Source organism: Allobosea sp. FG18, assembly GCF_057809495.1.
Map to the genome: position 1 here is coordinate 76,056 of NZ_JBMDKB010000016.1, position 22,704 is coordinate 98,759.

Annotated in this window: 24 protein-coding genes; 9 read left to right on the forward strand and 15 right to left on the reverse strand. The window is 67.5% G+C overall.

What is annotated here, in order from left to right:
• Positions 1 to 27 precede the first annotated feature (27 nt).
• A complete protein-coding gene (gene proB, locus ACODTJ_RS18025; protein WP_454655181.1) occupies positions 28 to 1,152 on the reverse strand; it encodes a glutamate 5-kinase in 1,125 nt (374 codons plus the stop codon).
• A 344-nt stretch (positions 1,153 to 1,496) separates the two neighbouring features.
• Here proB and ACODTJ_RS18030 point away from each other — a divergent pair, with 344 nt between their 5' ends.
• From ACODTJ_RS18030 to ACODTJ_RS18055, 6 genes are all read left to right on the forward strand, one after another.
• On the forward strand, positions 1,497 to 1,871 hold the full coding sequence (locus ACODTJ_RS18030) for a DUF6481 family protein (protein WP_454034762.1): 375 nt from the start codon (positions 1,497 to 1,499) through the stop codon (positions 1,869 to 1,871).
• 251 nt (positions 1,872 to 2,122) lie between these two features.
• Positions 2,123 to 2,683: a sigma-70 family RNA polymerase sigma factor gene (locus ACODTJ_RS18035; protein ID WP_454655183.1), complete on the forward strand. Its 561-nt coding sequence runs from the start codon at positions 2,123 to 2,125 to the stop codon at positions 2,681 to 2,683.
• Between the two features lie 48 nt (positions 2,684 to 2,731).
• Positions 2,732 to 3,424, forward strand: a complete 693-nt coding sequence (locus ACODTJ_RS18040; protein ID WP_454655184.1) for a hypothetical protein — start codon at positions 2,732 to 2,734, stop codon at positions 3,422 to 3,424.
• 61 nt (positions 3,425 to 3,485) lie between these two features.
• Entirely contained in the window at positions 3,486 to 4,967 is a 1,482-nt protein-coding gene (locus ACODTJ_RS18045; RefSeq protein ID WP_454655186.1) for a S8 family serine peptidase, read from the forward strand.
• 47 nt (positions 4,968 to 5,014) lie between these two features.
• Positions 5,015 to 6,169, forward strand: a complete 1,155-nt coding sequence (locus tag ACODTJ_RS18050; protein ID WP_454655187.1) for a glycosyltransferase — start codon at positions 5,015 to 5,017, stop codon at positions 6,167 to 6,169.
• A complete protein-coding gene (locus ACODTJ_RS18055; protein ID WP_454655189.1) occupies positions 6,166 to 6,825 on the forward strand; it encodes a class I SAM-dependent methyltransferase in 660 nt (219 codons plus the stop codon). Before ACODTJ_RS18050 ends, ACODTJ_RS18055 begins: the two co-directional genes overlap by 4 nt.
• A gap of 22 nt (positions 6,826 to 6,847) precedes the next feature.
• On the opposite strand, the gene ACODTJ_RS18060 is transcribed toward ACODTJ_RS18055, so the two are convergent.
• A complete protein-coding gene (locus ACODTJ_RS18060) occupies positions 6,848 to 8,362 on the reverse strand; it encodes a methyl-accepting chemotaxis protein (RefSeq protein WP_454655191.1) in 1,515 nt (504 codons plus the stop codon).
• Between the two features lie 196 nt (positions 8,363 to 8,558).
• Positions 8,559 to 9,182 carry an LbetaH domain-containing protein gene (locus tag ACODTJ_RS18065; RefSeq protein ID WP_454655194.1) on the reverse strand — a complete coding sequence of 208 codons (624 nt, stop codon included), beginning with the start codon at positions 9,180 to 9,182 and terminating at the stop codon, positions 8,559 to 8,561.
• Positions 9,183 to 9,216: 34 nt separating this feature from the next.
• Here ACODTJ_RS18065 and phnN point away from each other — a divergent pair, with 34 nt between their 5' ends.
• Positions 9,217 to 9,780, forward strand: coding sequence for a phosphonate metabolism protein/1,5-bisphosphokinase (PRPP-forming) PhnN (phnN, locus tag ACODTJ_RS18070; protein WP_454655196.1), 564 nt, complete (start codon positions 9,217 to 9,219; stop codon positions 9,778 to 9,780).
• On the opposite strand, the gene ACODTJ_RS18075 is transcribed toward phnN, so the two are convergent.
• From ACODTJ_RS18075 to phnG, 8 genes are all read right to left on the reverse strand, one after another.
• Entirely contained in the window at positions 9,777 to 10,472 is a 696-nt protein-coding gene (locus ACODTJ_RS18075) for a DUF1045 domain-containing protein (RefSeq protein WP_454655198.1), read from the reverse strand. The genes phnN and ACODTJ_RS18075 overlap by 4 nt on opposite strands.
• On the reverse strand, positions 10,469 to 11,608 hold the full coding sequence (locus ACODTJ_RS18080) for an alpha-D-ribose 1-methylphosphonate 5-triphosphate diphosphatase (RefSeq protein WP_454655200.1): 1,140 nt from the start codon (positions 11,606 to 11,608) through the stop codon (positions 10,469 to 10,471). The genes ACODTJ_RS18075 and ACODTJ_RS18080 overlap by 4 nt, the downstream gene beginning before the upstream one ends.
• 2 nt (positions 11,609 to 11,610) lie before the next feature.
• Positions 11,611 to 12,306: a phosphonate C-P lyase system protein PhnL gene (phnL, locus tag ACODTJ_RS18085; RefSeq protein ID WP_454655202.1), complete on the reverse strand. Its 696-nt coding sequence runs from the start codon at positions 12,304 to 12,306 to the stop codon at positions 11,611 to 11,613.
• A gap of 194 nt (positions 12,307 to 12,500) precedes the next feature.
• Positions 12,501 to 13,307 (reverse strand): phosphonate C-P lyase system protein PhnK, encoded by an 807-nt coding sequence (gene phnK, locus ACODTJ_RS18090; protein WP_454655204.1) that lies wholly within the window; start codon positions 13,305 to 13,307, stop codon positions 12,501 to 12,503.
• On the reverse strand, positions 13,304 to 14,227 hold the full coding sequence (locus ACODTJ_RS18095; RefSeq protein ID WP_454655206.1) for an alpha-D-ribose 1-methylphosphonate 5-phosphate C-P-lyase PhnJ: 924 nt from the start codon (positions 14,225 to 14,227) through the stop codon (positions 13,304 to 13,306). The genes phnK and ACODTJ_RS18095 overlap by 4 nt, the downstream gene beginning before the upstream one ends.
• A complete protein-coding gene (locus tag ACODTJ_RS18100) occupies positions 14,224 to 15,447 on the reverse strand; it encodes a carbon-phosphorus lyase complex subunit (RefSeq protein ID WP_454655208.1) in 1,224 nt (407 codons plus the stop codon). Before ACODTJ_RS18100 ends, ACODTJ_RS18095 begins: the two co-directional genes overlap by 4 nt.
• Positions 15,447 to 16,049, reverse strand: a complete 603-nt coding sequence (phnH, locus tag ACODTJ_RS18105) for a phosphonate C-P lyase system protein PhnH (RefSeq protein ID WP_454655210.1) — start codon at positions 16,047 to 16,049, stop codon at positions 15,447 to 15,449. Before phnH ends, ACODTJ_RS18100 begins: the two co-directional genes overlap by 1 nt.
• Entirely contained in the window at positions 16,049 to 16,480 is a 432-nt protein-coding gene (phnG, locus tag ACODTJ_RS18110) for a phosphonate C-P lyase system protein PhnG (protein ID WP_454655212.1), read from the reverse strand. Before phnG ends, phnH begins: the two co-directional genes overlap by 1 nt.
• A gap of 88 nt (positions 16,481 to 16,568) precedes the next feature.
• Between phnG and phnF the strand changes: the two genes are divergently transcribed.
• Positions 16,569 to 17,354: a phosphonate metabolism transcriptional regulator PhnF gene (phnF, locus tag ACODTJ_RS18115; RefSeq protein ID WP_454655214.1), complete on the forward strand. Its 786-nt coding sequence runs from the start codon at positions 16,569 to 16,571 to the stop codon at positions 17,352 to 17,354.
• Positions 17,355 to 17,459: 105 nt separating this feature from the next.
• Here phnF and phnE (ACODTJ_RS18120) read toward each other — a convergent pair whose 3' ends face one another.
• The 4 genes from phnE (ACODTJ_RS18120) to phnC all read right to left on the reverse strand — a co-directional run bounded on the left by phnE (ACODTJ_RS18120) (position 17,460) and on the right by phnC (position 21,166).
• Positions 17,460 to 18,314 carry a phosphonate ABC transporter, permease protein PhnE gene (gene phnE / locus ACODTJ_RS18120; protein WP_454655216.1) on the reverse strand — a complete coding sequence of 285 codons (855 nt, stop codon included), beginning with the start codon at positions 18,312 to 18,314 and terminating at the stop codon, positions 17,460 to 17,462.
• Positions 18,311 to 19,192 (reverse strand): phosphonate ABC transporter, permease protein PhnE, encoded by an 882-nt coding sequence (gene phnE / locus ACODTJ_RS18125; RefSeq protein WP_454655218.1) that lies wholly within the window; start codon positions 19,190 to 19,192, stop codon positions 18,311 to 18,313. The genes phnE (ACODTJ_RS18120) and phnE (ACODTJ_RS18125) overlap by 4 nt, the downstream gene beginning before the upstream one ends.
• A gap of 163 nt (positions 19,193 to 19,355) precedes the next feature.
• Entirely contained in the window at positions 19,356 to 20,270 is a 915-nt protein-coding gene (phnD, locus tag ACODTJ_RS18130; RefSeq protein WP_454655220.1) for a phosphonate ABC transporter substrate-binding protein, read from the reverse strand.
• A 77-nt stretch (positions 20,271 to 20,347) separates the two neighbouring features.
• Positions 20,348 to 21,166 (reverse strand): phosphonate ABC transporter ATP-binding protein, encoded by an 819-nt coding sequence (gene phnC, locus ACODTJ_RS18135; protein ID WP_454655222.1) that lies wholly within the window; start codon positions 21,164 to 21,166, stop codon positions 20,348 to 20,350.
• Between the two features lie 410 nt (positions 21,167 to 21,576).
• Between phnC and ACODTJ_RS18140 the strand changes: the two genes are divergently transcribed.
• On the forward strand, positions 21,577 to 22,656 hold the full coding sequence (locus ACODTJ_RS18140; protein ID WP_454655224.1) for an efflux RND transporter periplasmic adaptor subunit: 1,080 nt from the start codon (positions 21,577 to 21,579) through the stop codon (positions 22,654 to 22,656).
• Positions 22,657 to 22,704: the final 48 nt, after the last annotated feature.

A 22,704-nucleotide genomic window follows, 5' to 3' on the forward strand; every position in this document is an offset into this window, starting at 1 on the left:
CTGGCGAAAGCCAGCCCGTGAGGAAGCTTAGCCCAGCCCGAGCGCCATGTCGTCCCGGTGGATCATCTCGGCGCGGCCGGGATAGCCCAGCACGGCTTCGATATCGCGCGAGGCCTTGCCGAGCACCAGCGCCGCGTCGGAGGCGTCATAGGCGACGAGGCCGCGGCCGAGGAGCTGGCCTTCGGGATCGCGGATCAGCACGGCGTCGCCGCGCGCGAACTCGCCCTCGATCCGCGTGACGCCGACCGGCAGCAGGCTTGCGCCGCCGCGCAGCGCGCGGGCCGCGCCGGCATCGAGATGCAGCGTACCGCGCGGCTCCAGCGAGCCGGCGATCCAGGTCTTGCGCGCGGTGGCGGGCGTCGATCCGGTGAGGAACCAGGTGCAGCGGCCACCCTCGGCGACGCTGGCGAGCGGGTTCTTGGCCCGGCCGTCGGCGATCAGCATATGGGTGCCTCCGGCCGCCGCGATCTTGCCGGCCTCAATCTTGGTGCGCATGCCGCCGCGCGAGAGCTCGGAGGCCGCGCCGCCGGCCATGGCGTCGATCTCCGGGGTGATCCGCTCGACGACGGGGATATGCCGTGCGTCCGGATCCTTCGCGGGCGGGGCGGTATAGAGCCCGTCGATATCAGAGAAGAGCACCAGAAGATCGGCGCCGGCCATGGTCGCGACCCGGGCGGCGAGCCGGTCGTTGTCGCCATAGCGGATCTCGGTGGTGGCGACCGTGTCGTTCTCGTTGATGACCGGGATGGCGCGCAGGTCGAGCAGGCGGCCTAGCGTCGCGCGCGCATTGAGATAGCGGCGGCGCTGCTCGGTGTCGGCCAGGGTCAGCAGCACCTGTCCGGCGGTCAGGCCATGGGCGCCGAGCGCTTCGGCCCAGTTGCGGGCGAGCGCGATCTGGCCGACGGCGGCAGCGGCCTGACTCTCCTCCAGCCGCAGCGGGCCGGAGGGCAGGCCGAGCACGGTGCGCCCGAGCGCGATCGCACCGGAGGAGACGACGAGCACGTCGGCACCGCGCTGGTGCAGGTCGGCGAGGTCCTCGGCCAGGGCCGCGAGCCAGGCATGACGTAGGCGGCCGCGGCTGCGGTCGACCAGCAGGCTGGAGCCGACCTTGACGACGATGCGACGGAAATCGGAGAGCTGAGGCGTCTTCACGGGAGCACGACGTTGTTGCGGCAGTCGCCCTGCCTGTTGGGGAAAATGCGGCGCTTGTAAAGCATAGAGCTGCTTTTCGAGCCCCAATACCGTCCGCCACCGGCCGTTTGCATTGACAGGGCGGGGCGGGCTGCCCATATGCAGGACCCGGCCCGCCCGCCTGAAGGGTGCCGATCCTGCCGTTCTCATGCGTTTCAAGCGTGCAGTATGCAGGACCTGCCGCCCGATAAGCGCTGGAAGCGGGGCTGCCGCGCGTCGATTTCGATACCAATCCGGCCGGATCTGGATTATCTCGCCCGCGCAGGCCGAGTAAACGCCCGTAACAACCCGAGAGAAGATCACCCTTGAAGAACCCGAACGACCGCAGCTTTACCGACCGCCAGTCCAATTCCGCCAATGCCAAGAAGGCGCTGCTCGAGCGTTTCAAGGCCCGGCCGAAGGCCGACGACCCGGTGATGGTGCAGCGACGCGAGGAGCGGGAAGCCATCGCCCAGGCTCGCGCCGAGCGCGAAGCCGAGAAGGCGAAGATCCGGGCCGAGAAGGAGCGCCTGGAAGCGATCGAGCGTGCGCGCATCGAGGAAGAGAAGCGCCAGGAAGAGATCGCCCGCGAAGTCGCCCGCAAGGCCGAACAGGCCAAGCGCGATGCCGAGCGTCCGCGCAAGGTGCTGCTGGAAGCCGTGCAGTACATGCAGATGCGCACGGCCGGCAAGCGCCGCTGAGGCCAGGAATTTCCGCATACACCTGAATGCGATCTGGGGCGCCGTGAGCGCCCCTTTTCATATCCGCTTAACTGTGTTGGCAGCGTCCGCGCCGCGCAATGGCTGCTTTTCGGGCAAAAAACTCCTCTCCGATCCCCGCCGACCTATCGGCAAATCCGCGCATGCAGATTAATGTGCGCGCCGGGTTGAACCTTTTCCCCGCTCGCCGCGACAACCGGATGCGAGCCGGGATGCCTGGCCTTCGAGGGGCAATGCATACGGAATCGGACGAGGATCTCGTCAAACGGATCGCCTCTGGTGACCGGCTCGCGATGAAGGTGCTGTTTTCGCGGCATCAGGTGCGGGTCTACCGTTTCGTGCTGCGGCTCGTCCGCGACGAGACGCTTGCCGAGGATGTGATCAGTGACGTGTTCATGGATCTGTGGCGACAGGCGGACCGGTTCGAGGCTCGCGCCTCGGTCTCGACCTGGCTGCTCGCCATTGCCCGGAACAAGGCCTGGTCGCTGCTGCGCAAGCGCCGCGATGCCGAGCTGGACGAGGACTATGCCGAAAGCCTCGAAGACGACGCCGACGGCCCCGAGATCGTGCTGCAGAAGCAGGACAAGGGTCTCGCCATCCGCGCCTGCCTCGAGCGGCTCTCGGTCGAGCATCGCGAGGTCATCGACCTCGTCTATTACCACGAGACCTCCGTCGAGGAGGTCGCGCGGATCGTCGGCATCCCCGAGAATACCGTCAAGACCCGGCTTTTCCACGCCCGCAAGAAGCTGGGCGAGATGCTCAAGGCAGCCGGCATCGACCGCGGCTGGCCGTAAGATTTCCGTTTTCATGAGGCGCGGCCCCGCCGCCCAGGGAGTGGCGTGATGAACGACAGCATCGCCAGCGATCCGAAGCGCCGCGAGCTCGAGGAGCTGCTGCCCTTCTATGCCAATGGCCGGATCTCGGACGCCGACAAGCGCCGCGTCGAGACCGCGCTCGCCGCCGATGCCGAGCTCGCCGCCCGGCTCGACCTCATCCGCGACGACATGGCCGAGACGGTGCTGCTCAACGAGAGCCTCGGAGCTCCCTCTCACAACGCTCTCGAAAAGCTGATGGCCGGTATCGAGGCCGAAGCCCGTCCGGTGCCTCTTCTAGCCCGCGCCCAGGAAAGCAGCCGTGGCTTTCTCGGCTGGCTCGGCGGGCTTCTGGCCGCGCAGTCGCCGCGCCGCCTCGCCTATGCCAGCGCTGGGGCCATCGCCCTGATCGCGCTGCAGGGCGTGGCGATCACCGGGCTTGCGCTGCGTGATGGCGGCCCCGGCTTCCAGACCGCCTCGGCTCCCGGCGCCCGGCCTTCGGAAAGCTATGTGTTGCTGAGCTTCTCGCCGGAGGCGCGGGCCGGCGAGATCGCCTCCTTCTTCAAGCGTTTCGATGCCTCGGTGGTCGACGGGCCGCGCGCCAACGGCTTCTTCAAGGTGCGCGTCGGCGATGCCTCGCTCTCCTCCGCCCAGCTCGATGCGATCGCGACGCGAATGAAGGGCGAGAGCGCGATCGTCAGCTTCGTCGCACCGGCGCCGTGATCCGGCTGGCGCGGTTGCAAGGCGCCATGGCATGATGTCGTCGTCGCAGGAGGGTCAGGTCATGCTGCCGTCCCCGTTTGCTCTCCGCAAATCCACGGTTCGGTGCCTCGCCGGTGCCGGCCTGCTCGCATGCGTGCTGGCGCTCGTGCCGGGGCTGGCTTCCGCCCAAACGGCTGTCGGGAGCGGCGACGGCAAGCGGATCGCGCCGACGACGATCCCGCAGCAGCCATCGGCCGGCGGAACCAATCGCTCGATGCGCGTGCCGCCGGGCTCCTGGCTCCAGCCGCGGACCCAGCGCAGCATCGTCCCTGCCCTGGACGAGACCCGCTTCGTGCCCGACGAGGTACTGTTCGAGCTCGCGCCCAATGTCGAGGCGGAAACCGTGCTGCGCCGCTATGGCGCGACATTGATTGCGCGCCAGCGCTTCGATCTCGCCGGCGTCACCATCATCCGGGCCAAGCTCGAGGCGGGACGCGACCTGCGCGCCGTGCTCACCGAGATGGGCGACGACACCAATATCGCCGGGGCGCAGCCGAACTTCCTCTTCGAACTGCAGCAGGATTCGCTGTCCGGCACCGGCGCGCCGGCGGGCGCGTCCACCGCGTCCTCGGAGGCGAGCACGCGTGCGCCGACACAGGGCCTGCGGCTGGCCGACCCCACGACGGCGGCGCGGGGTAGCGCGGCGGTTCGGCGCATCCTGCCGCCGCAATATGTGGTCGACAAGCTGCGGCTAAGCGAGGCGCGCAAGTTTGCGCAGGGGCGCAACATCCGGGTCGGCCTGATCGATTCCGGCGTCGACATGGAGCATCCAGAGATCCGGGGTTCGGTCCTCGGTTATCTCGACGCGGTCGACGGGCTGGCGACGCCGCATGCCCATGGCACCTCGATGGCGACGGCGATCGTCGCCCATGGCGAGCTGCAGGGCATTGCGCCTGCGGCCCGCCTCATCGTCGCCCGCGCCTTCGGCGGCCCGCAGGCGGCTTCCGCCAACGGCAAGTCGTTCCAGATCGTCACCGCGCTCGAATGGGTCGTCCAGCAGCGCGCCAAGGTGGTCAATCTCAGCTTCGCTGGCCCGCAGGATCGCCTGCTCTCCAAGGCTCTCGCCGGCGCGAAGGAGCGCGGCGTCATCACCGTCGCCGCCGCCGGCAATGGCGGTGCGCGGTCGGCTCCGCTCTATCCCGGCGCCGATCCGAGCGTGATCGCGGTGACAGCGACCGATGCCGAGGACAAGGTCTTCAGCGACGCCAATCGCGGTGCTTACGTTGCTATCGCAGCGCCCGGCGTCGACGTGCTGACGGCCGAGCCCGGCGGGCGCTACGCCTTCACCTCGGGCACCTCGATCGCTGCCGCCCATGTCACGGCGTTGGTCGCGCTCCTGCTCGAAAAGCAGCCGGAGCTCGATTCGGATGGCGCCCGCCGGGTGCTCGCCGAAAGCGCGACCGATCTCGGCTCGCGCGGGCGCGACCCGGTCTATGGCGCCGGCCGGATCGATCCGCCGACGGCGCTCGCTCGCGTGCTGCCGGTCGCGACCGCGCGGCCCTGATCTGCCAGTGGGCTTGACCTTCGCCGCCGCATCGGCCTGATGGCGCGATGCCGCGCCCGAAACTCCTTTTCGTCGTCACCGAGGACTGGTTCTTCGCCTCGCATTTCCTGCCGATGGCGCGCGCGGCGCGCGAACTCGGCTTCGATGTCGCGGTGATCGCACGCGAGCGCAACCACCGGCGCGTGATCGAGGCGACCGGGGCGCGGCTGATCGGGCTGGAGGCGGAACGGCGCAGCCTCGATCCGCGCGCGCTGTTCAAGCAGATCGGGGCGCTGAAACGCCTGATCGCGGCGGAGAAGCCAGACATCCTGCATTGTATCGCGCTGAAGCCGATCGCGCTCGCGGGTCTTGCCGGCAAGCTGGCGGGCGTCGAGCGCCGGGTCTATGCGCTGACCGGGCTCGGCTTCCTCGGCGCGAAACAGGGCGCGCTCGCGGCGATGGCCCGCTTCGCGGCGATCACCTGGCTGCGCGGCGCCATCGACGGGCCGCAGGTGCGCTTCTTGTTCGAGAATCCAGACGACCCCGTCACCCTCGGGCTCGATCCGCAGGACACCACGAAGGTCGTGATCGTCGGCGGGGCCGGCGTCGATCCGCTGATCCTGATGCCCTCGCCGATGCCGCCGTCGCCGCCGCTCAAGGTCGCGCTGGTGGCGCGTATGCTCTGGTCCAAGGGCGTCGACCTTGCCGTCGAGGCGGTCCGGCTCGCGCGGGCCGAGGGTGCCAAGGTCACGCTCACCATCCATGGCGCGCCTGACCCGTCCAATCCCAAGGCTATCCCCGAGGCGACGCTGAAGGAATGGGCGGCGCGGCCGGGCATCGCCTGGGCCGGGCCGACGCGCGATATCGAGGGTGTCTGGAAGGCGCATCATCTCTGCATCCTGCCTTCGCGGGGCGGGGAGGGCCTGCCCCGCACCATCCTGGAGGCCGCGTCCTGCGGCCGGGCGATCCTGACGACCGATGTGCCGGGTTGCCGCAGCTTCGTCCGCGACGGGCAGGACGGCATGGTCGTGCCGGCTGACGATGCTGCGGCACTCGCCCGGGCGCTCGTCGCCCTCGCCGGTGCTCCGCGCCTCGTTGAGCGCATGGGCGACAGCGCCCGCGCCCGCCTGCTCGACGGGCATACCGAGCGCGACGTGATGAACGGAGTAAAGGCGCTTTATCTCGGCCTGCTCGGCCGCGCCCCGCCGGACGCCGCGGCATGAGCGAGGCCGCCGCCCTCGATCGCGAAGCCTTCATCCGCGCCCACACCAGGCTGCTGCCGGTGCCGTATGCGCCGGAGCTCGCATTGCATGTCGCCGAGGAGGCGACCGAGCTCTGGCAGAAGACAGAGGACGAGCTTGCCGTGATCGGCCTGCCGCCGCCGTTCTGGGCCTTCGCCTGGGCGGGCGGGCAAGCCTTGGCGCGCTATCTGCTGGATCATCCGGAAATCGTCGCCGGGCGGCGGGTGCTGGACTTCGCCTCGGGCTCGGGCCTCGTCGCGATCGCGGCGGCGAAGGTCGGGGCGGCGCCGGTCGAGGCCTGCGATATCGATGCCTTCGCTGCAGCGGCGATCGGCATCAATGCCGAGGCGAACGGTGTCGCGGTGACGCCGCGCTGTGAGGACCTGATCGGTCGTGACGAGGGCTGGGACGTCGTCTGCGCCGGCGACGTCTGCTACGAGCGCGAGATGGCCGAGCGCGTCATCGGCTGGTTGTCCGGGCTGTCGGCGCGAGGCGCAACGGTGCTGATCGGCGATCCCGGCCGCAGCTATCTGCCACGCGAAAGGCTGGAAGCGCTCGCGACCTATGAGGTGCCGGTGACGCGCGCGCTGGAGGATGCCGAGATCAAGCGCAGTTCGGTCTGGCGGCTCGCCGGGTAGGTTTGCCGCCAGACCGGGAAGGCTAGGCTGCGCGCCGCCGGATCGTGGCGCTGCCGACAGCCCCGTTCTGTTCGGTCCGGAAGGCCGCGACCAGCCGGTTGAGCTGCTCGATCTGGTCGAGCAGCACGCGGGCCGAGGCGGCGCTTTCCTCGGCCAGCGCCGCGTTCTGCTGGGTGATCTCGTCCATATGGCTGACGGTCTGGCTCATCTCGTCGATGCCGTTGGCCTGCTCGCTGGAGGCGGAGGCGATCTCCTCGACCGTGCTGGAGACCTTTGCGGAGGCCGCGACGATGCGGTCGAGTGTCTCGCCCGCCTGGCGGACGAGCTTGACGCCTTCGGCGACCTCTACGTCCGAGGATGAGATCAGGCCTGTGATGTCCTTGGCGGCGCCGGCCGAACGCTGGGCCAGCGCCCGGACCTCGGCGGCGACGACCGCGAAGCCGCGGCCGGCATCGCCGGCACGGGCCGCCTCGACGGCGGCATTGAGCGCCAGCAGGTTGGTCTGGAAGGCGATGCCGTCGATCACGTCGGTGATCTCCGAGATGCGTTTCGAAGCACCCTCGATCCGGGCCATCGCCTCGACGGCCTCGCGGACGATATCACCGCCGGTGCGCGCCACATTGCGGGCTTCGTCGGCGAGCGAAACGGATTCACGCGAGGCCTGCGTCGAAGTCTTGACCGAAGCCGCGAGCTGCTCGGTCGTCGCAGCGCTCTCTTCCAGCGCCGAGGCCTGCTGTTCGGTGCGCATCGAGAGGTCCTGGGCGCCGGTGCTGATCTCCTGCGAGGAGGAGGCGATCGCGGCCGAGGTCGCCTTGATCGTGCCGACCATCTCCTGGAGACGCGCCATCGCGCCGTTGAAATGGTCGCGGATCTCGGAATATTCGGCCGGGATTTCGGCGCTCATGCGATAGGTCAGGTCGCCCTCGGCGAGCGCGGCCATGCTCTGGCTGACGCAGGCGATGGCTTGCTCACGCTCGGCCGCCTTGGCCTGTTCGAGGGCGCGGGCCTCGGCCTCGGCCTTCAGCCGGGCCTCCTCGGAGGCTTCGAGATAGACGGTGATGGCATAGTCCATGTCGAGCAATGCCGCCTTGACGATGGCGCCGATCTCGGCCGATCGCTCCTCGGCGCCGGGCATGCGCCTGCCCAATGCATTCCTGGGCCAGCGCGCTTCGAGCACACCGGCGAGCAGCTTTTCGAGGATCAGTGCGTAGCCGCCGATATACCAGCGCGGCTCCAGCCCGATGCGGGCATGGATCCTTCCGACCTGGGTGACGGCGCCGACATATTGCTCGTCGAAGGTGCCGGTGGCGATGCCACTCCAGTGCTTGCCCTGGCGCTGCTTGGCGCTTTCGATGTGCTGTTCGTTGCTGAAGAACGCCTTCGTTTCGGGAAAGGCGCGCAGCTGCTTGTAGAAGGCGTCGAGTGCGCCCGGAACGGACGAGCCCAGGGCATCACCGACGTCGCGTATGCGCGCCTGCGCCTCCGGGCCGAGCTGCATGAAGGCGAGCCGCTTGGCGAGATGATCCAGTGCCGACATCAGGAGGTCCTCAGCCTCGGGCGGAAACTGTTCCCGCCGGAGACCGACCATGGCTCTTCGAGGTTAACAACCTATGAGTGCATTTTTTGATATGGATCAATTTATACGAGTTATTCCGCATTATTGTGCATTGCGAAGCAGAAGCCAACCTGCGTGGGGGGCACGTGCGACAAAATGCGCAACGACAGGGGGGCGCTCAGCCTGCTTCGTAGCGATCGAGAAAGTCCTCGACCGAAAGGTGCCGGAAATCGAGGAGAGTGGCGCGCAGCCGTGCATGCTCCCAATCCCACCAGGCGAGGCTCTGCAGTCTTTCCGCAATTTCTTCCGTGAACCGTCGCCGTATCGGTCTTGCCGGATTGCCGGCCACGATCGTGTAGGGCGCGACGTCCTTGGTGACGATGGCGCCGCCCGCAACCACCGCCCCCGTGCCGATGCTCCGGCCGGCGAGAACGATCGCGCCATGGCCTATCCAGACATCATGGCCGATCGTCACGGCATGGGCCCGGCGCCAGTCGAAGAAGGCTTCGTCGTCCTCCGCATCGTCGAAATAGGCGGCGGCGCGATAGGTGAAATGCGATTGGCTGGCGCGATGCATCGGATGATTGCCGGGATTGATCCGTGTCATTGCCGCGATCGAGCAGAATTTGCCGATTGTCGTGTAAATGACATTCGCGTCGTTCACGACATAGGAGTAGTCACCCATCGTCGACTCGGCGAAGACGGTGCGCGCGCCGATCGCGGTGTAGCGGCCGAGCGTCGCCTGCCTCACCTGGGCAGTCGGGTCGATCAGCGGTTCGAGTCCCAGTTTCTTCGTAGCCATGTCCTCATCCTCTCCAGATATCGCGATTCCCGCCGTGCAGACGGGCGTGCTCGTTCTCGTGGTCGGTCCCTCCGGAGCGGGGAAGGACACGTTGATGGAGGCGGCGCGGGCGGGCCTCGCCGGTAATCCCGGCTATCGCTTCGCCCGCCGCCTGATCACCCGGCCGGCCATGGCCGGGGCCGAGGATCACGATTCCTGCGACGAGACGGGTTTTCGCGAGATCGAAGCGCAGGGCGGGTTGGCGTTGAGCTGGCAGGCGCATGGGCTGAGCTACGGCATTCCGGCGGCCGAGCTTGCCGGCATCGGCACGGGCGGCGTGGTGATCGTCAATGTCTCGCGCGCAGCCATTGCGACGGCGGAGCGGCTGGCGGAGCGGGTGGTGGTGCTCAACATTACCGCGCCGGTCGCGGTGCTGGCGCAGCGGCTGGCGGCGCGCGGGCGAGAGGCCGAGGCCGATATCGCGGCTCGCCTGAAGCGCGAGGCGCCCCTGACGGCGGAGCGTGCGGAGATCGTCACGATTCTGAACGACCGCAGCGTTGCCGAGGCAGCGGAGGAGCTTCTGGCCGTCCTGCGCGCGCTCGGACGACATGGCTCCTAGCCGAAGGAATAGGAATCGAGCAGGCGGAAGCGGCCGGCGCGATCATCCTGCCTGAACAGCGCGAAGCGATCGATCCTGACAGGCTCGGCCGGCAGCGCCGCGGCACCGGCGGTTTCAAGAGCCTGCTTCACCGGCCCCGTCTGGTCGCCCGGCAGGGAGCCGGTCAACGTCATGTGGAAGCGGAAGGCGTCGCCGACATAAGGATAGCCGTAAGCTTCGAGATAGGCGTGCTGTGCCGGGGTAAGCGGGCTCTTGAGGCGCCGCGCCTTGTCCGCTTCGGAGAGTGGCGCGCGGAAGAGTTCGAAGGCTTGCACGATCGAGAAGGCGAAGCGCTGCAGAGCCTCGCTCGGGGCGGAGGGCGTCAGCGCGACGAAGGAGCCGAGTGCGGTCACGCTCAACCCCTCCAGCTCCACGGCGTCGAGCCCGGCCGCATGATTGCGGGCGAACGCGCGCAACTGCTCCTCGCTGCGGCCATAGGCGAGTTCGAAAGGTGCCTTCAGCGTGGCGTGGAAACCGTATCGCCGCGGCTCTTCAGTGAAGCCCGGCCAGGTCGCCGGATCGCAGCCCGGCGGGATCGCGAAAGGCAGATCCTCGCCGGTCAATGCGTCATAGCCCAGCACCGCCGAACCGAAGCGCCAGAGGGCGCTGTCGGCGGCGGGGGCGTAATAGACGGCGTAGCGCGGCTTGCTCAAAATGCGCGCTCGCCCTGCGACCAGACCGCGGCCAGCACCGGGGTCGCGCCGAGCACCTTGAAGCGCACGAGATCGGCGCGCAGGCCGGTCTTGAGATGCCCGCGGTCGCGCAGGCCGAGAATATCGGCAATCTTCCAGGTCACCATGCCCATGGCTTCCGGCAGCGCGATGCCGTGGTCGGCATTGAGCTTGACCACGGCCTGCAGCAGGCTCGCGGGCACGTAATCCGAGGACAGGCCATCGAGCAGACCTTTCTCGGCGAGCTCGGAAACCGAGACGCCGCCGGAATGCGAGCCGCCGCGCACGACGTTTGGCGCGCCCGCGACCGTCGCGAGGCCGGCCTGCTTGGCGGCGGCCGCCGCCTCGACCGTGGTCGGGAATTCCGAGATCACCGCGCCGGAGGCGACGCCTTCCTCGACATGTTCGGGGATCGTGTCGTCATGGGTCGCAAGCGGGATGCCGCGCGCGCGGAAGATGTCGACCACGGCCTGCCAGTTCTTCGCGACATTGGCGGCGCCTTCGCGCTGGCGAACCTCGACGTCCTCCTCGAACTCCGCGACCGTCTTGCCGTTGCCGACCGCATAGGTCTTGAGGTGCTGGAGATCGCGCCACTGGCGCTGGCCGGGGGTGTGGTCCATCAGCGAGACGAGCTGGACGAGCTCGTCGTCCTGATAGGGCGCGATGTCGGCGAGCAGGTGCGGGCTCGTCAGCTCGCAGCGCATATGGATGCGGTGGTCGATGCGGAAGACGTTCTCGCTCTTGCCATAGGCGAGCGACTTCATCACGTCCGCGAAGATGTCCTTGCGATAGTCCTTGGCAGAGAAGGGCGTGCCGGCGCAGACCGCGTCATAGACCGTGGTAACGCCAGCCGCGGCCATCTGCGCGTCATGGACGAGCGCCGCCGCCAGCCCGTTCGGCCAGAAGACCTTCGGGCGCGGCATGAAATGCTTTTCCATGTTGTCGGTGTGCATTTCGACGAGGCCGGGCGCGACATAGTCGCCGCCGGCATCGATCGCGCCGGGCAGGGACGAGTTGCCCTGGTCGACAGCCGTGATACCGGTCCGGTCGAAGGCGATCGTGCCGGTGACGACCTCGTTCTCGAGGATCAACCTGGCATTGGTGAGAACGGTCTGCATCGTCAGGCCTTCCGGAAAGCGGTGATGTCGAGATAGCGCGTCGCGACGCGTTCGCGAACCGCCTCGTCATGGAAAATCCCGACGATGGCGGAGCCGGCGGCGCGCGCCTCGGCAATGAGTTCGACGACGACGTCGCGATTGGCGGCGTCGAGCGAAGCGGTCGGCTCGTCGATCAGCATGATCGCCGAGGGGTCGACGAAGGAGCGGGCGATATTGACGCGCTGCTGCTCGCCGCCGGAGAAGGTCGCGGGCGCGATATTCCAGAGCCGCTCCGGCAGGTTGAGCCGGGCCAGCATGGCCTTGGCGCGTTCGGTCGCGGTCTCCGGCGTGGCGCCGCGCGCCAGCAGCGGGTCGCGGACGATGTCGAGGGTCGAGACGCGCGGGATCACGCGCAGGAACTGCGAGACGAAGCCCAGCGTGCGGCGGCGGATGTCGAGCACGGTGCGCGGCACGGCGGCGACGATGTCGACGGGCCGGCCGGCATGGGTGATGCGGATCGCGCCTGAAGTCGGCTTGTAGTTGCCGTAGAGGATGCGCAGCAGGCTCGACTTGCCGGCGCCGGAGGCACCCGCCAGCACCAGCGCCTCGCCGGCATCGACATGGAAATTGACGTTGTCGAAGACGGGCAGACGCGCTCCGCCCTGGTTGTGCAGGGTGAAGGTCTTGGCGACGTTCTCGACCTGAATCATCGTGGTCATGGGGTCAGTGCCTTGTGCCGGCGAGGTGACGAGGGTGTGACGGATCGTTCTTGTCATTCCGGGGTGGGCCGTCAGGCCCGAACCCGGAACCCACGACTGGGCGCGCGGTCCCGATTGCCATTGGCGTAGATCTCACCCGGTCGTGGGTTCCGGGTTCTTCGCTGCGCGAAGCCCCGGAATGACAAGGGAACAGGTCACACACTCAGCACCGCCGAGGTGAGAAGCTGCGTATAGGCGTGGTGCGGATCGTCGAGGACCTGGTCGGTCAGGCCCTGCTCGACGACGCGGCCATCCTTCATCACCATCAGCCGGTCGGTCAGGAGGCGCGCGACAGCGAGATCATGGGTGACGATGATCGCGGCGAGGCCGAGATCGCGCACCAGCACGCGCAGGAGGTCGAGCAGGCGGGCCTGCACGGAGACGTCGAGACCGCCCGTCGGCTCGTCCATGAAGACGAGGCGCGGTTCCGAGACCAGCACGCGGGCGATCTGCAGGCGCTGCTGCATGCCGCCGGAGAACTGGCGCGGCCGGTCGTCGATGCGGGTGCCGGCGATTTCGACGCGCTGGAGCCAGTCGAGCGCGCGCTCGCGGATCTCACCGTAATGCCGGTCGCCGCGGTCCATCAGGCGCTCGCCGACATTGCCGCCGGCGGTGACATCCATGCGCAGGCCGTCGCGCGGGTTCTGGTGGACGATGCCCCAGGCCGTGCGCATCAGACGGCGGCGCTCCTGCTCGGAGACCGAGTAGATGTCGAGCGGCTCGGCGCCGCCACGGAACAGCACCTCGCCCTCGTCGGGCTTGTCGATGCCGGCGAGGCAGCGCAGCAGGGTGGACTTGCCAGAGCCGGATTCGCCGACGATGCCGAGCACCTCGCCCGGCCAGAGATCGAAGGAGACATCGGCGCAGCCGATGCGCTCGCCATAGAAGCGGCTGACGCCGTCGATGGAGAGCAGGGGGGCGGGTTCGAGCGCAAGCTCGGCCGCTGCGACATGGAGCGTCATGGGGTGGTCTCCTCGACCAGGCCGCTTGCGGCGGCATCGCCCAGCATCGTGCCGCGATGGCCTTCCGCCCGGCGGGTCTCGCAATAATGGCTGTCGGAGCAGACGAACATGCGCCCGCCCTGGTCGTCGATCACGACCTCGTCGAGATAGCTGTCGTCCGCGCCGCAGAGCCCGCAGGGCTGCGCCCAGCTCTGGATGCGGAAGGGGTGGTCCTCGAAATCGAGGCTGCGCACGCTGGTATAGGGCGGTAGCGCGTAGATGCGCTTTTCGCGGCCGGCCCCGAAGAGCTGGAGCGCGGGCGACATGTGCATCTTCGGATTGTCGAATTTCGGGATGGGCGAGGGCGCCATCACGTAGCGGCCATTGACCATGACCGGGTAGTCATAGGTCTTGGTGATCTCGCCGTAGCGGGCGATGTCCTCGTAGAGCTTGACCTGCATCAGCCCATACTCGGCCCAGGCGTGCATCTTGCGAGTCTCGGCCTCGCGCGGTTCCAGACGGCGTAAGGGTTCGGGCGTCGGCACCTGATAGACCATGACCTGTCCGGGCTTCAGCGGCGCTTCCGGGATGCGGTGGCGGGTCTGGATGATCGTCGCCTTATCCGTCGCCTCGCAGGTGCGGGCATCGGCCGTGCGCTCGAAGAACCTGCGGATCGAGACGGCGTTCGTGGTGTCGTCGGCGCCCTGGTCGATCACTTTCAGCGTATCGGCCGGACCGATGATCGCGGCGGTGATCTGAATACCGCCCGTGCCCCAGCCACGAGCCAGGGGCATCTCGCGCGAACCGAACGGCACCTGATAGCCGGGCACCGCGACGGCCTTGAGCAAGGCGCGGCGGATCATCCGCTTGGTCTGCTCGTCGAGATAGGCGTAGTTGTAAGCCGGCTTTGTATCGTCCGCCGGCATCTGATGGATGGTCATTCCGCAGCCTCCGGCATGGCGTCCTGTTCCTGTGCAAGGCGCTCCTCGCGCTCCCTGCGGATGCGGCGGATCAGTTCGAGCTCGCCCTGGAAATCGACATAATGCGGTAGCTTGAGATGCTCGACGAAGCCGGCCGCCTCGACATTGTCGGCGTGGTAGAGGACGAACTCGTCCTGCTGCGCCGGATAGTTGGTGGCCTCGCCGAAATCGCGCGCCTTCAGGGCGCGGTCGACCAGCGACATCGACATCGCCTTGCGCTCGCTATGGCCGAAGACGAGGCCGTAGCCGCGGGTGAATTGCGGCGGCACCTCTTTCGAACCCTGGAACTGGTTGACCATCTGGCATTCGGTCAAGGTGACGTCACCGAGATCGACAGCGAAGCCGAGCTCCTCCGGAACGAACTCGACCGCAACCTCGCCGACCCGGACCTCGCCGACGAAGGGATGCGTGCCGCCAAAACCGCGCTGCACGGAATAGCCGAGGCCGAGCAGGAAACCCTCGTCGCCGCGCGCCATCGATTGCAGGCGCACATCGCGATCGGCCGGGAAGGAGACGGGATCACGCGTCAGGTCGAAGGGACGCGGATCGCCTTCCGGCGGCTCTTCCGCCTCCATAAGGCCTTCGGCGCCGAGGATGTCCGGCACGCGCGGCATGGTGGCGTCGAGCGGAGCTCTTTCCTTCTCCCCTCGGGGGAGAAGGTGGCCCGGCGAAGCCGGGTCGGATGAGGGAAGACTTGGCGCTACCGTACCTTGCGCATCGCTCGGCATGCCCTCACCCCATCCCTCTCCCCCGAGGGGTGAGGGGGCCTGTTGCGGTTCCATCAGGGCGAAATCGAAGAGCCGATGCGTGTAGTCATAGGTCGGGCCGAGCACCTGCCCGCCGGGCAGATCCTTGTAGGTCGCCGAGACACGGCGGCGGATCGCCATCGCGGCCGTATCGAGCGGTTCGGAGGAGCCGAAGCGCGGCAGCGTCGTGCGATAGGCGCGCATCAGGAAAGCGGCCTCGATCACGTCGCCCTGCGACTGCTTCAGCGCGAGCGCGGCGAGGTCCTGATCGTAGAGCGAGCCCTCGTTCATCACGCGGGCGCAGGCCAGGGCCTGCTGCTCGCGGATCTGGGCGACGGTGATTTCCGGCACGGCTGGATCGCCGCGGCGCGCCTCGGCGACGAGGTCATGCGTGGCGAGGATGGCGGCCTCGCCGCCTTTCACTGCGACATACATCAGCGAGCCTCCTCAACCTGTGTCGAGCGCGGCAGGCCGATCAGGCGCTCGCCATGCGCCAGCAGGACATCGACGCCGAGCGGGTAGAGCGCGCCGTTTTCGCGCAGTTCGTCGGTGAAGCCGGAGCGCAGGCCCTGCGGGGCAGTCGTTCGGGTGCCGGGAATTCCGGGGCCGGCGAGGGCGAGGGTAGTGCCGCCCTCCAAGCCAGTGACCTGCACGATTACGGTGGTCGAGCGATCCGGGAACTGGTCGGTGCCGAGGTTGAAGGCCGAGAGCTTCGGCTCGGAGGCAGTACCGTCGATGACCGCGAAGGCGGCCTCGGCGGGACTATCGACGAGCGCGGCGGCGCAATGGAAGCGGAGCCAGGCACCGGCGGGGCCGTTGCGCAGGGCTTCCGGTAGCCAGACCGGGGTTTCGTAATCGGCGAGCGTCAGCAGCGCGGTTGCGGTTGCTGTCGCCAGACCTTCCGGCGGCGTGATCTCGCTCGCGACTTGCTGCAGCGTGCCGGGCTCGGAGAGAGCGGCGAGCAGGGCGCGGAAAGCAGCCTGCGGCTGGAAGACCGGGTCGGAGAAGCCGGGAGCGATCATGGCTTGAGTCGACATCACGAGCCCCTGACCAGCGTGAAGAAATCGACCTTGGTCGCCGCCGCCTTGCGCGAGGCGAGGTCGCGGGCCGAGGCCTGCCGCGCGGCGAGCATGGCGATGCCTTGATGCAATCCGCTGCCATCGGCCTCATCCTGGAGGCGGGCGTCGAGCAGGGCGGCGAGCCGCGCCTTCCGGCCGTCGCGGCCGAGCGCATAGGAGAAGCCCATCCGTCCGTTGGAGAGACGCACGACGCAGCGCGTCACGGTGGCCTCGCCGAGATTGAAGCGGCGGCCGGCGCCGCCGGCGCGACCCTCGACCATCACGGTGCCGGTCTCCGGCGCCTTGAGCAGGTCGTGGTTCGGCGGATCACCGAGCAGGGTTTCGATCTCGCTGCGGGAGGCGCGCGCCAGCGTCGCCATCCAGCTTTGCCTCGGGGTTCTTGGGGTCATCGGCGCGGGCTCGCTGGTCAGTTCCGAATGTCTAGACTATGCTAGGGGAGTTGATGGTAAAGGTCTATACTTTTCGGATGAAACTTTGATGACGGATGTGGCACTGGCGGAGCGCGACGGCGGAACGGCCTGGCGGCGCATCGCCGATGAACTGGCGGATGCGATCGGGCGCGGTGAGTACAAGCTCGGCGACACGCTGCCGGCCTCGGTTGCGCTGGCCGAGCGCTACGGCGTGCATCGCCATACGGTGCGACAGGCTTTTCGCCATCTGGCGGATCAGGGGCTGGTGACGGTCTCGCGCGGACGCGGCACGCAGGTGACGGCGCCGCGTCTGCCTTACCCGATCGGCCGGCGCGTCAGCATGCGCACCAATATGGGCAAGCTCGGCATCACCGGCACGAGCCGCATGCTCTCGGCGCAGGTGGTCGTGGGGGAGGCTGCGGCCTGCGCGGCGCTCAAGCTGAAGACCGGGACGCCGCTCTGGCAGGTGCGGGGCGTCAGCCTCGCCGATGGTGTGCCGATGGGCGCCGGCACGCATTGGCTCTCGGTCGAGCGCTTCCCGGATTTCGACAAGGCCTATCGCGAGGCGGCCGGCTCGATCACGGCGGCCTTCAAGGTCTATGGCATCGCAGATTACGTGCGCTTGTCGACGCGCCTTACGGCGCGACTGGCCGACGAGGGCGAGGCGGAGTTGCTGGAGATCGCGCCTGAGGCTGCCGTGATGATCTCGACAGCCGTCGATGCGCTGCCGGACCTGACGCCGGTGCATCTGGTCTCAAGCGTCTTCGCAGCCGAACGCATGGAGATGGTGATCGAGCCGTTCGGGGACTCCCCTTCTCCCCTTGGGGGAGAAGGTGGCAGCGCGGAGCGCTGACGGATGAGGGAAGGCTTGGCGAGCCGATGACCGGTGAGGCCGGTCGCGCGACCCTCATCCGTCTGCTTCGCAGACACCTTCTCCCCCGAGGGGAGAAGGAAAAGGTCAGCTCGCCCGCTTGCCGATGATCGCGAAGCGCAGCTTGCCCGACAGGAAGTCGATGGCCGAGACCGCGGCGAGGACGAGCAGGATCAGGAAGGAGACCTGCTGCCATTCCAGCGTGCGGATCGTCTCGGCGAGATAGAGGCCGATGCCGCCGGCGCCGACGATGCCGATGATGGTCGAGGATCGCGTGTTCGACTCGATGAAATACAGCACCTGGCTCGCGATCACCGGCAGCACCTGCGGCAAGAGGCCGAAGCGGATCTCATGCGCCTTGCCGCCGCCGACCGAGGAGACACCTTCGACCGGCTTGCGGTCAGCGGCCTCGATCGCTTCCGAATAGAGCTTGCCGAAGGCGCCGAGATCGCTGGTCATGATCGCGAGCATGCCGGCGAAGGGGCCGAGACCCACGACATTCACCCAGATCAGCGCCCAGATCAGCGCATCGACGCCGCGCACGGTGTCGAGCGAACGGCGGGCGAGGAAATGCACGATGCGGTTGGCGACGACGTTGCGCGCCGCGATGAAGCCGAGCGGCAAGGCAAGGATGGCCGCGAGGACCGTGCCGAGGAAGGCGATGGCGATGGTCTCGAACAGCGCCTTCACGAAGATGACGGCGCGGGCGAAGGAGCCGGGATCGGGCGGCAGCATCAACATCACGAAGGTGCCGAGATTGCCGAAGCCGGCGATGATCTTCCAGAGCGAGGTTTCGAGCGTCGTCAGCCCGTAGACGAAGAAGCCGGCCAGCGCGACGATGGTGCCGATCGTGGCGAGCTTCGTCTTGAGCGAGCCGCGGATCGCGGCGTCGTGGCGGCGCAGGATGTCGGCGCGCTCGGCCGTCGAGAGGGCGAGGCTCATCGGCCGTGCTCCAGGCTGAGGAGGGCGTGGCGTAGCCGCTCGGTCGCGTAGTCGATCAGCATGACCGTCACGATGATCAGCAGCAGGATGGCGCTGACATCGGTGAAGTAGAACTTGCGGATGGCTTCGATCAGGTCCTGGCCGATGCCGCCGGCGCCGACGAACCCCATGATCGAAGCGCCGCGGACATTGATCTCGAAGCGCAGCAGCGCGTAGCTCGCGAAATTGGAGAGCACCTGGGGCACCACAGCGAAGCGTACGATCTGCCACCAGCTCCCCCCGGCAGCGGTGACGCCGTCGACCGGCTTCAGGTCGATATTCTCGACGACTTCGGAGAAGAGCTTACCGAGCGCGCCCATGGTGTGGATCGCGATGGCCAGCACGCCGGGCAGGGGCCCAAGGCCAAAGGCGATGACGAAGATCAGCGCGAAGACGATCTCGGGAACGGTGCGGCAGAATTCGAGATAGCGGCGCACGGCGAAGCGCAGCCAGGTGGCACGGCCGAGATTGGCGGCAGCGGCGAAACAGAACAGGAAAGCGCCGGCGACGCCGAGGATCGTGCCGACATAGGCGATGAGCACGGTCTGCCAGAGCAGCTTCAGCCAGCCCTTCAGGCCCCAATACCATTCGGAGAGATCGGTGCCGAGGCTGGAAAGGCGCAGCGTCGGCAGCGTCTCGTAGATATATTTCGGGAAGCGGTGGATGTTCTCGAAGAACTTGGCGAGATCAACCTCCGCGCCGCGCGCGGACAGGAGCACGCAGGCGATGAAGACGGCGATGCCGATCAGGGCCTGCCGGCGCTTGGCGGACGAAGCCTGCCGATAGGCCTCGGCATGGGCCCGGATGGCCGGGTCGTTGCGGTCGATCGCGAGGGTCATGAGATTTTGCGTCCGTTGCCGGAGAGGGCGCGGGTGGCGCCGCAGCCGTCATGCTCGCCCTTGTGGCGAGCATCCGCGTCCTGAGCAACGCATGCGATCGGCGCAGCGAAGACGTGGATGGTCGGGACAGGCCCGGCCATGACGGCGAGAGCAGGCGTGCTGCTTACGACGACTTCTTCTTGCGGAGCTCGTCGACGAACTTGTTCAGCTCGATGATCGGGTCGTAGGCCTTGTTGTCGACGGCGACGAGCGGGCCCTGCTTGCCTTCATAGATCTTGTCGAAGGCGGCCTTGTCCTTGGTGGCGAGGTTCAGGACGGCGTCGCGGATCTTGGCCTTCAGCTCTTCCGGCATGTCGGTGAGATAGGCCATCGGCGAATTCACGATCTGCTCGGACTTGAAGATGATCCGGAAGTCCTCGGCCTTGGCCATGTTCTTGCGGGCCATGCGCTGCAGGTTCGATTCCTGCTCGTCGTTCCACCAGTTGGCGGCGATGTCGACGGTGCCCTGCTGGAGCGCGATGATCGCGTTCTCGTGGCTGCCGGTATAGACGACCTTCGAGAAGAAGGTTTCCGGCTCGATCTTCATGCCGTTCAGCGCGAAGCGCGGGACGTTGTTGCCCGAGGTCGAGTTCGGATCGACGAGGCCGAGATTCTTGCCCTTGAGGTCCTCGACCTTCTGATAGGGCGAGTCCTTCTTCACGTAGAAGACCGAGTGATAGCCCTTCGTGCCGTCGAGATTGGTCTCGATGGCGAAGGCATCGACCTTGGCGCCGGTCATGCGGGCGCGGGCGAAGGAGGACGGGCCGTAGGAGGCGATGTGGATGTTGCCGGTGCGCTGGCCCTCGATGATCGCGGCGTAGTCGTTGGCGATGCGCAGGGTGACCTTGGTGCCGAGCTCCTTGGCGAGATACTGCACGAAGGGGGTGTAGCGCTCGGTGACGCCGGAGGCGTTCTCGGAGGGGATGATCGCGAAGACGAGCTCGGGATACTTGGCCTTCCAGTCCTGCGCGAAGGCCGGAGCGGCTGCGAGCGCGAGGCCGGCGACGGCGAGCGAGAGGGTATGACGGCGGGTCAGCATCGATGTGCTCCTGGTTGTAGTCGGGGATGGTCTTCTCGCGGCGACGGCCTTCGGGCCGGTCCGGCGATCTCTGGAAATCAGGCGATCTTCTGGCGGGCGCGCTTCGCCTCGGAGGCGGCGATGGCGTCGAGCGCATCCAGCGCCTCGGCGCCGGCATCCTTGGCCTCGATGCCGTAGAGTTCAGCTGCGATCTCGCGGGTCAGCGCCTGCGGCACATCATCGAACACGACCTTGCCGGCGGACATGCCGATCAGGCGGTCACAGTATTTCGCGGCGATGTCGAGGTCGTGCAGGTTGCACATCACGGTGATGCCGTCCTCGCGATTGATGCGGAACAGCGCGTCCATGACGACCTGGGTATTGCGCGGGTCGAGCGAGGCGATTGGCTCGTCGGCGAGGATGATGCGCGGTTCCTGGACGAGGGCGCGGGCGATGGCGACGCGCTGTTGCTGGCCGCCCGAAAGCGTCTCGGCGCGCTGCGCCAGCAGATGGCCCATATCGAGACGCTCGAGTGCCGCGATGGCGCGGACCTTGTCGTCCTCGGAGAAGCTCTTGACCAGCGTCAGCGCCGCCGAACGATGGTTCAGCCGGCCGAGCAGGACATTGGTCAGCACGTCCAGGCGGCCGACGAGGTTGAACTGCTGGAAGATCATCGCCGTGTCGCGGCGCCAGCGCCGGAGCGAGGCACCTTTCAGGCCGGTGACGTCCTGCTCCTCGCAGATGATCTGGCCTGCGGTCGGCTCGGTCAGGCGGTTCAGCATGCGCAAGAGCGTCGACTTGCCGGCGCCGGAGGGGCCGATAACGCCGACCATCTCTCCCTTCGGGACGGTCAGGGTGACGGTGTCGACCGCGTTCCTGTCGCCAAAGCGCTTGGTCAGGCCTTCGATGCGGAGCATGGACTGGTTCTCGGGCACGATGCGGGCATGAGCGCGTCCCCGTCCGGCGGTGCGGGAGGGAGCGTCTCGATCGCGGCGAGCCCTAAATGCCGCGGATGACAGCGGCGTGACGGCCCTGAAAAGAACGATGTACGACCTGTGGACCGGTCAACGTTTCGTGAGGTCTCGAGAATGCGCTTGGACGATCAGCGGCTTCCCGGCAGGATGATGGTGGATGTCTGTGTGCGGCGGAGATGCCCGTGACGGTGGGCTTCTTATCGGCAAGCATCTTGCTTTGATGCCTGCGAGGCCGGATCGATGCGGCATCGGCGCAAAAGCCTTTGTTTTTGTGCCGCTGTGGCGTGCCGGCATCTTAGCAATGCCTTTCGTTCCATTTAAGACCAATGGGCGGCAACGGAGCCTCCAGCCTGATGAAGCGGTTCGTTCTCCTTATTCTCGTCGCCGCCATCGCGGGCGGTGGTTACTATGCCTACCGCAACCAGCGCGCCGGCACCCAGCAGGCTCAGGCGAGCGCGGTCTCGGGGCCGCGCGCCGTTCCGGTGGAGGTCGCGTCCGTCGAACTGGCGACCGTGAGCGAGGAGGTCGAGGCGCTCGGCACGCTCGCCGCCGATGAATCCGTGGTGATCGCGCCGGAAATCGCCGGCCGCGTCATCTTCCTCGGCTTCCGCGAGGGCGAGCGCGTCAAGGCCGCGCAGGAGCTGGTCAAGCTCGACACGGCGATCCTCGATGCCGAGCTGAAGCAGGCAATGGCCGATCTCGGCCTCGCCCGCGACACCAATGACCGGCTCAGGGGGCTGGTCTCGCGCGGCTCGGGCACGCAGGTCGCGCTCGACGAATCCGCGGCGAAGCTCGCTTCCAGCGAGGCGCGCGTCCAGCTCGCCAAGGCCAAGCTGGCGCAGTCGACCATCGTGGCGCCGTTCAACGGCGTCGTCGGCCTGCGCTCGGTCGGCGTCGGCGACTACGTCTCGGTCGGCAAGCCGCTGATCGTGCTGACCAGCATCGACCCGATCAAGATCGATTTCCGCGTGCCCGAGATCTATCTCAGCCGCCTCAAGGTCGGCCAGCCCGTGCAGATGCGGGTCGATGCGGTTCCGGACCGGAGGTTCCAGGGGCAGATCTACGCGATCGACCCGGTGGTCGATGTCAACGGCCGGGCGATCCGCCTGCGCGCCAACATCCCGAACGCCGATCTCGCGCTGAAGCCCGGCCTCTTCGCCCGGCTCGCGATCACGGTCGACTATCGCGAGAAGGCGATCGTCGTACCGGAGATGGCCGTAGTGCCGGATGCCGTCGGCAAGATCATCTACGTCGTCGACAAGGGCAAGGCGAAGAAGGTCACGGTCGAGCTGGGCAAGCGCCTGCCGGGCAAGGTCGAGATCGTCCGCGGGCTGACGCCCGACATGCAGATCATCACCGCCGGCCAGATGCGGCTGCGCGACGGCGCGATCATCGCGATCAAGGACAAGGTCGTCCGGACGAGCCAGCTCTAGAGCATTTTCGCGCTTTCCGCGAAATGCTCTATCTCTTTGTTTATCGCA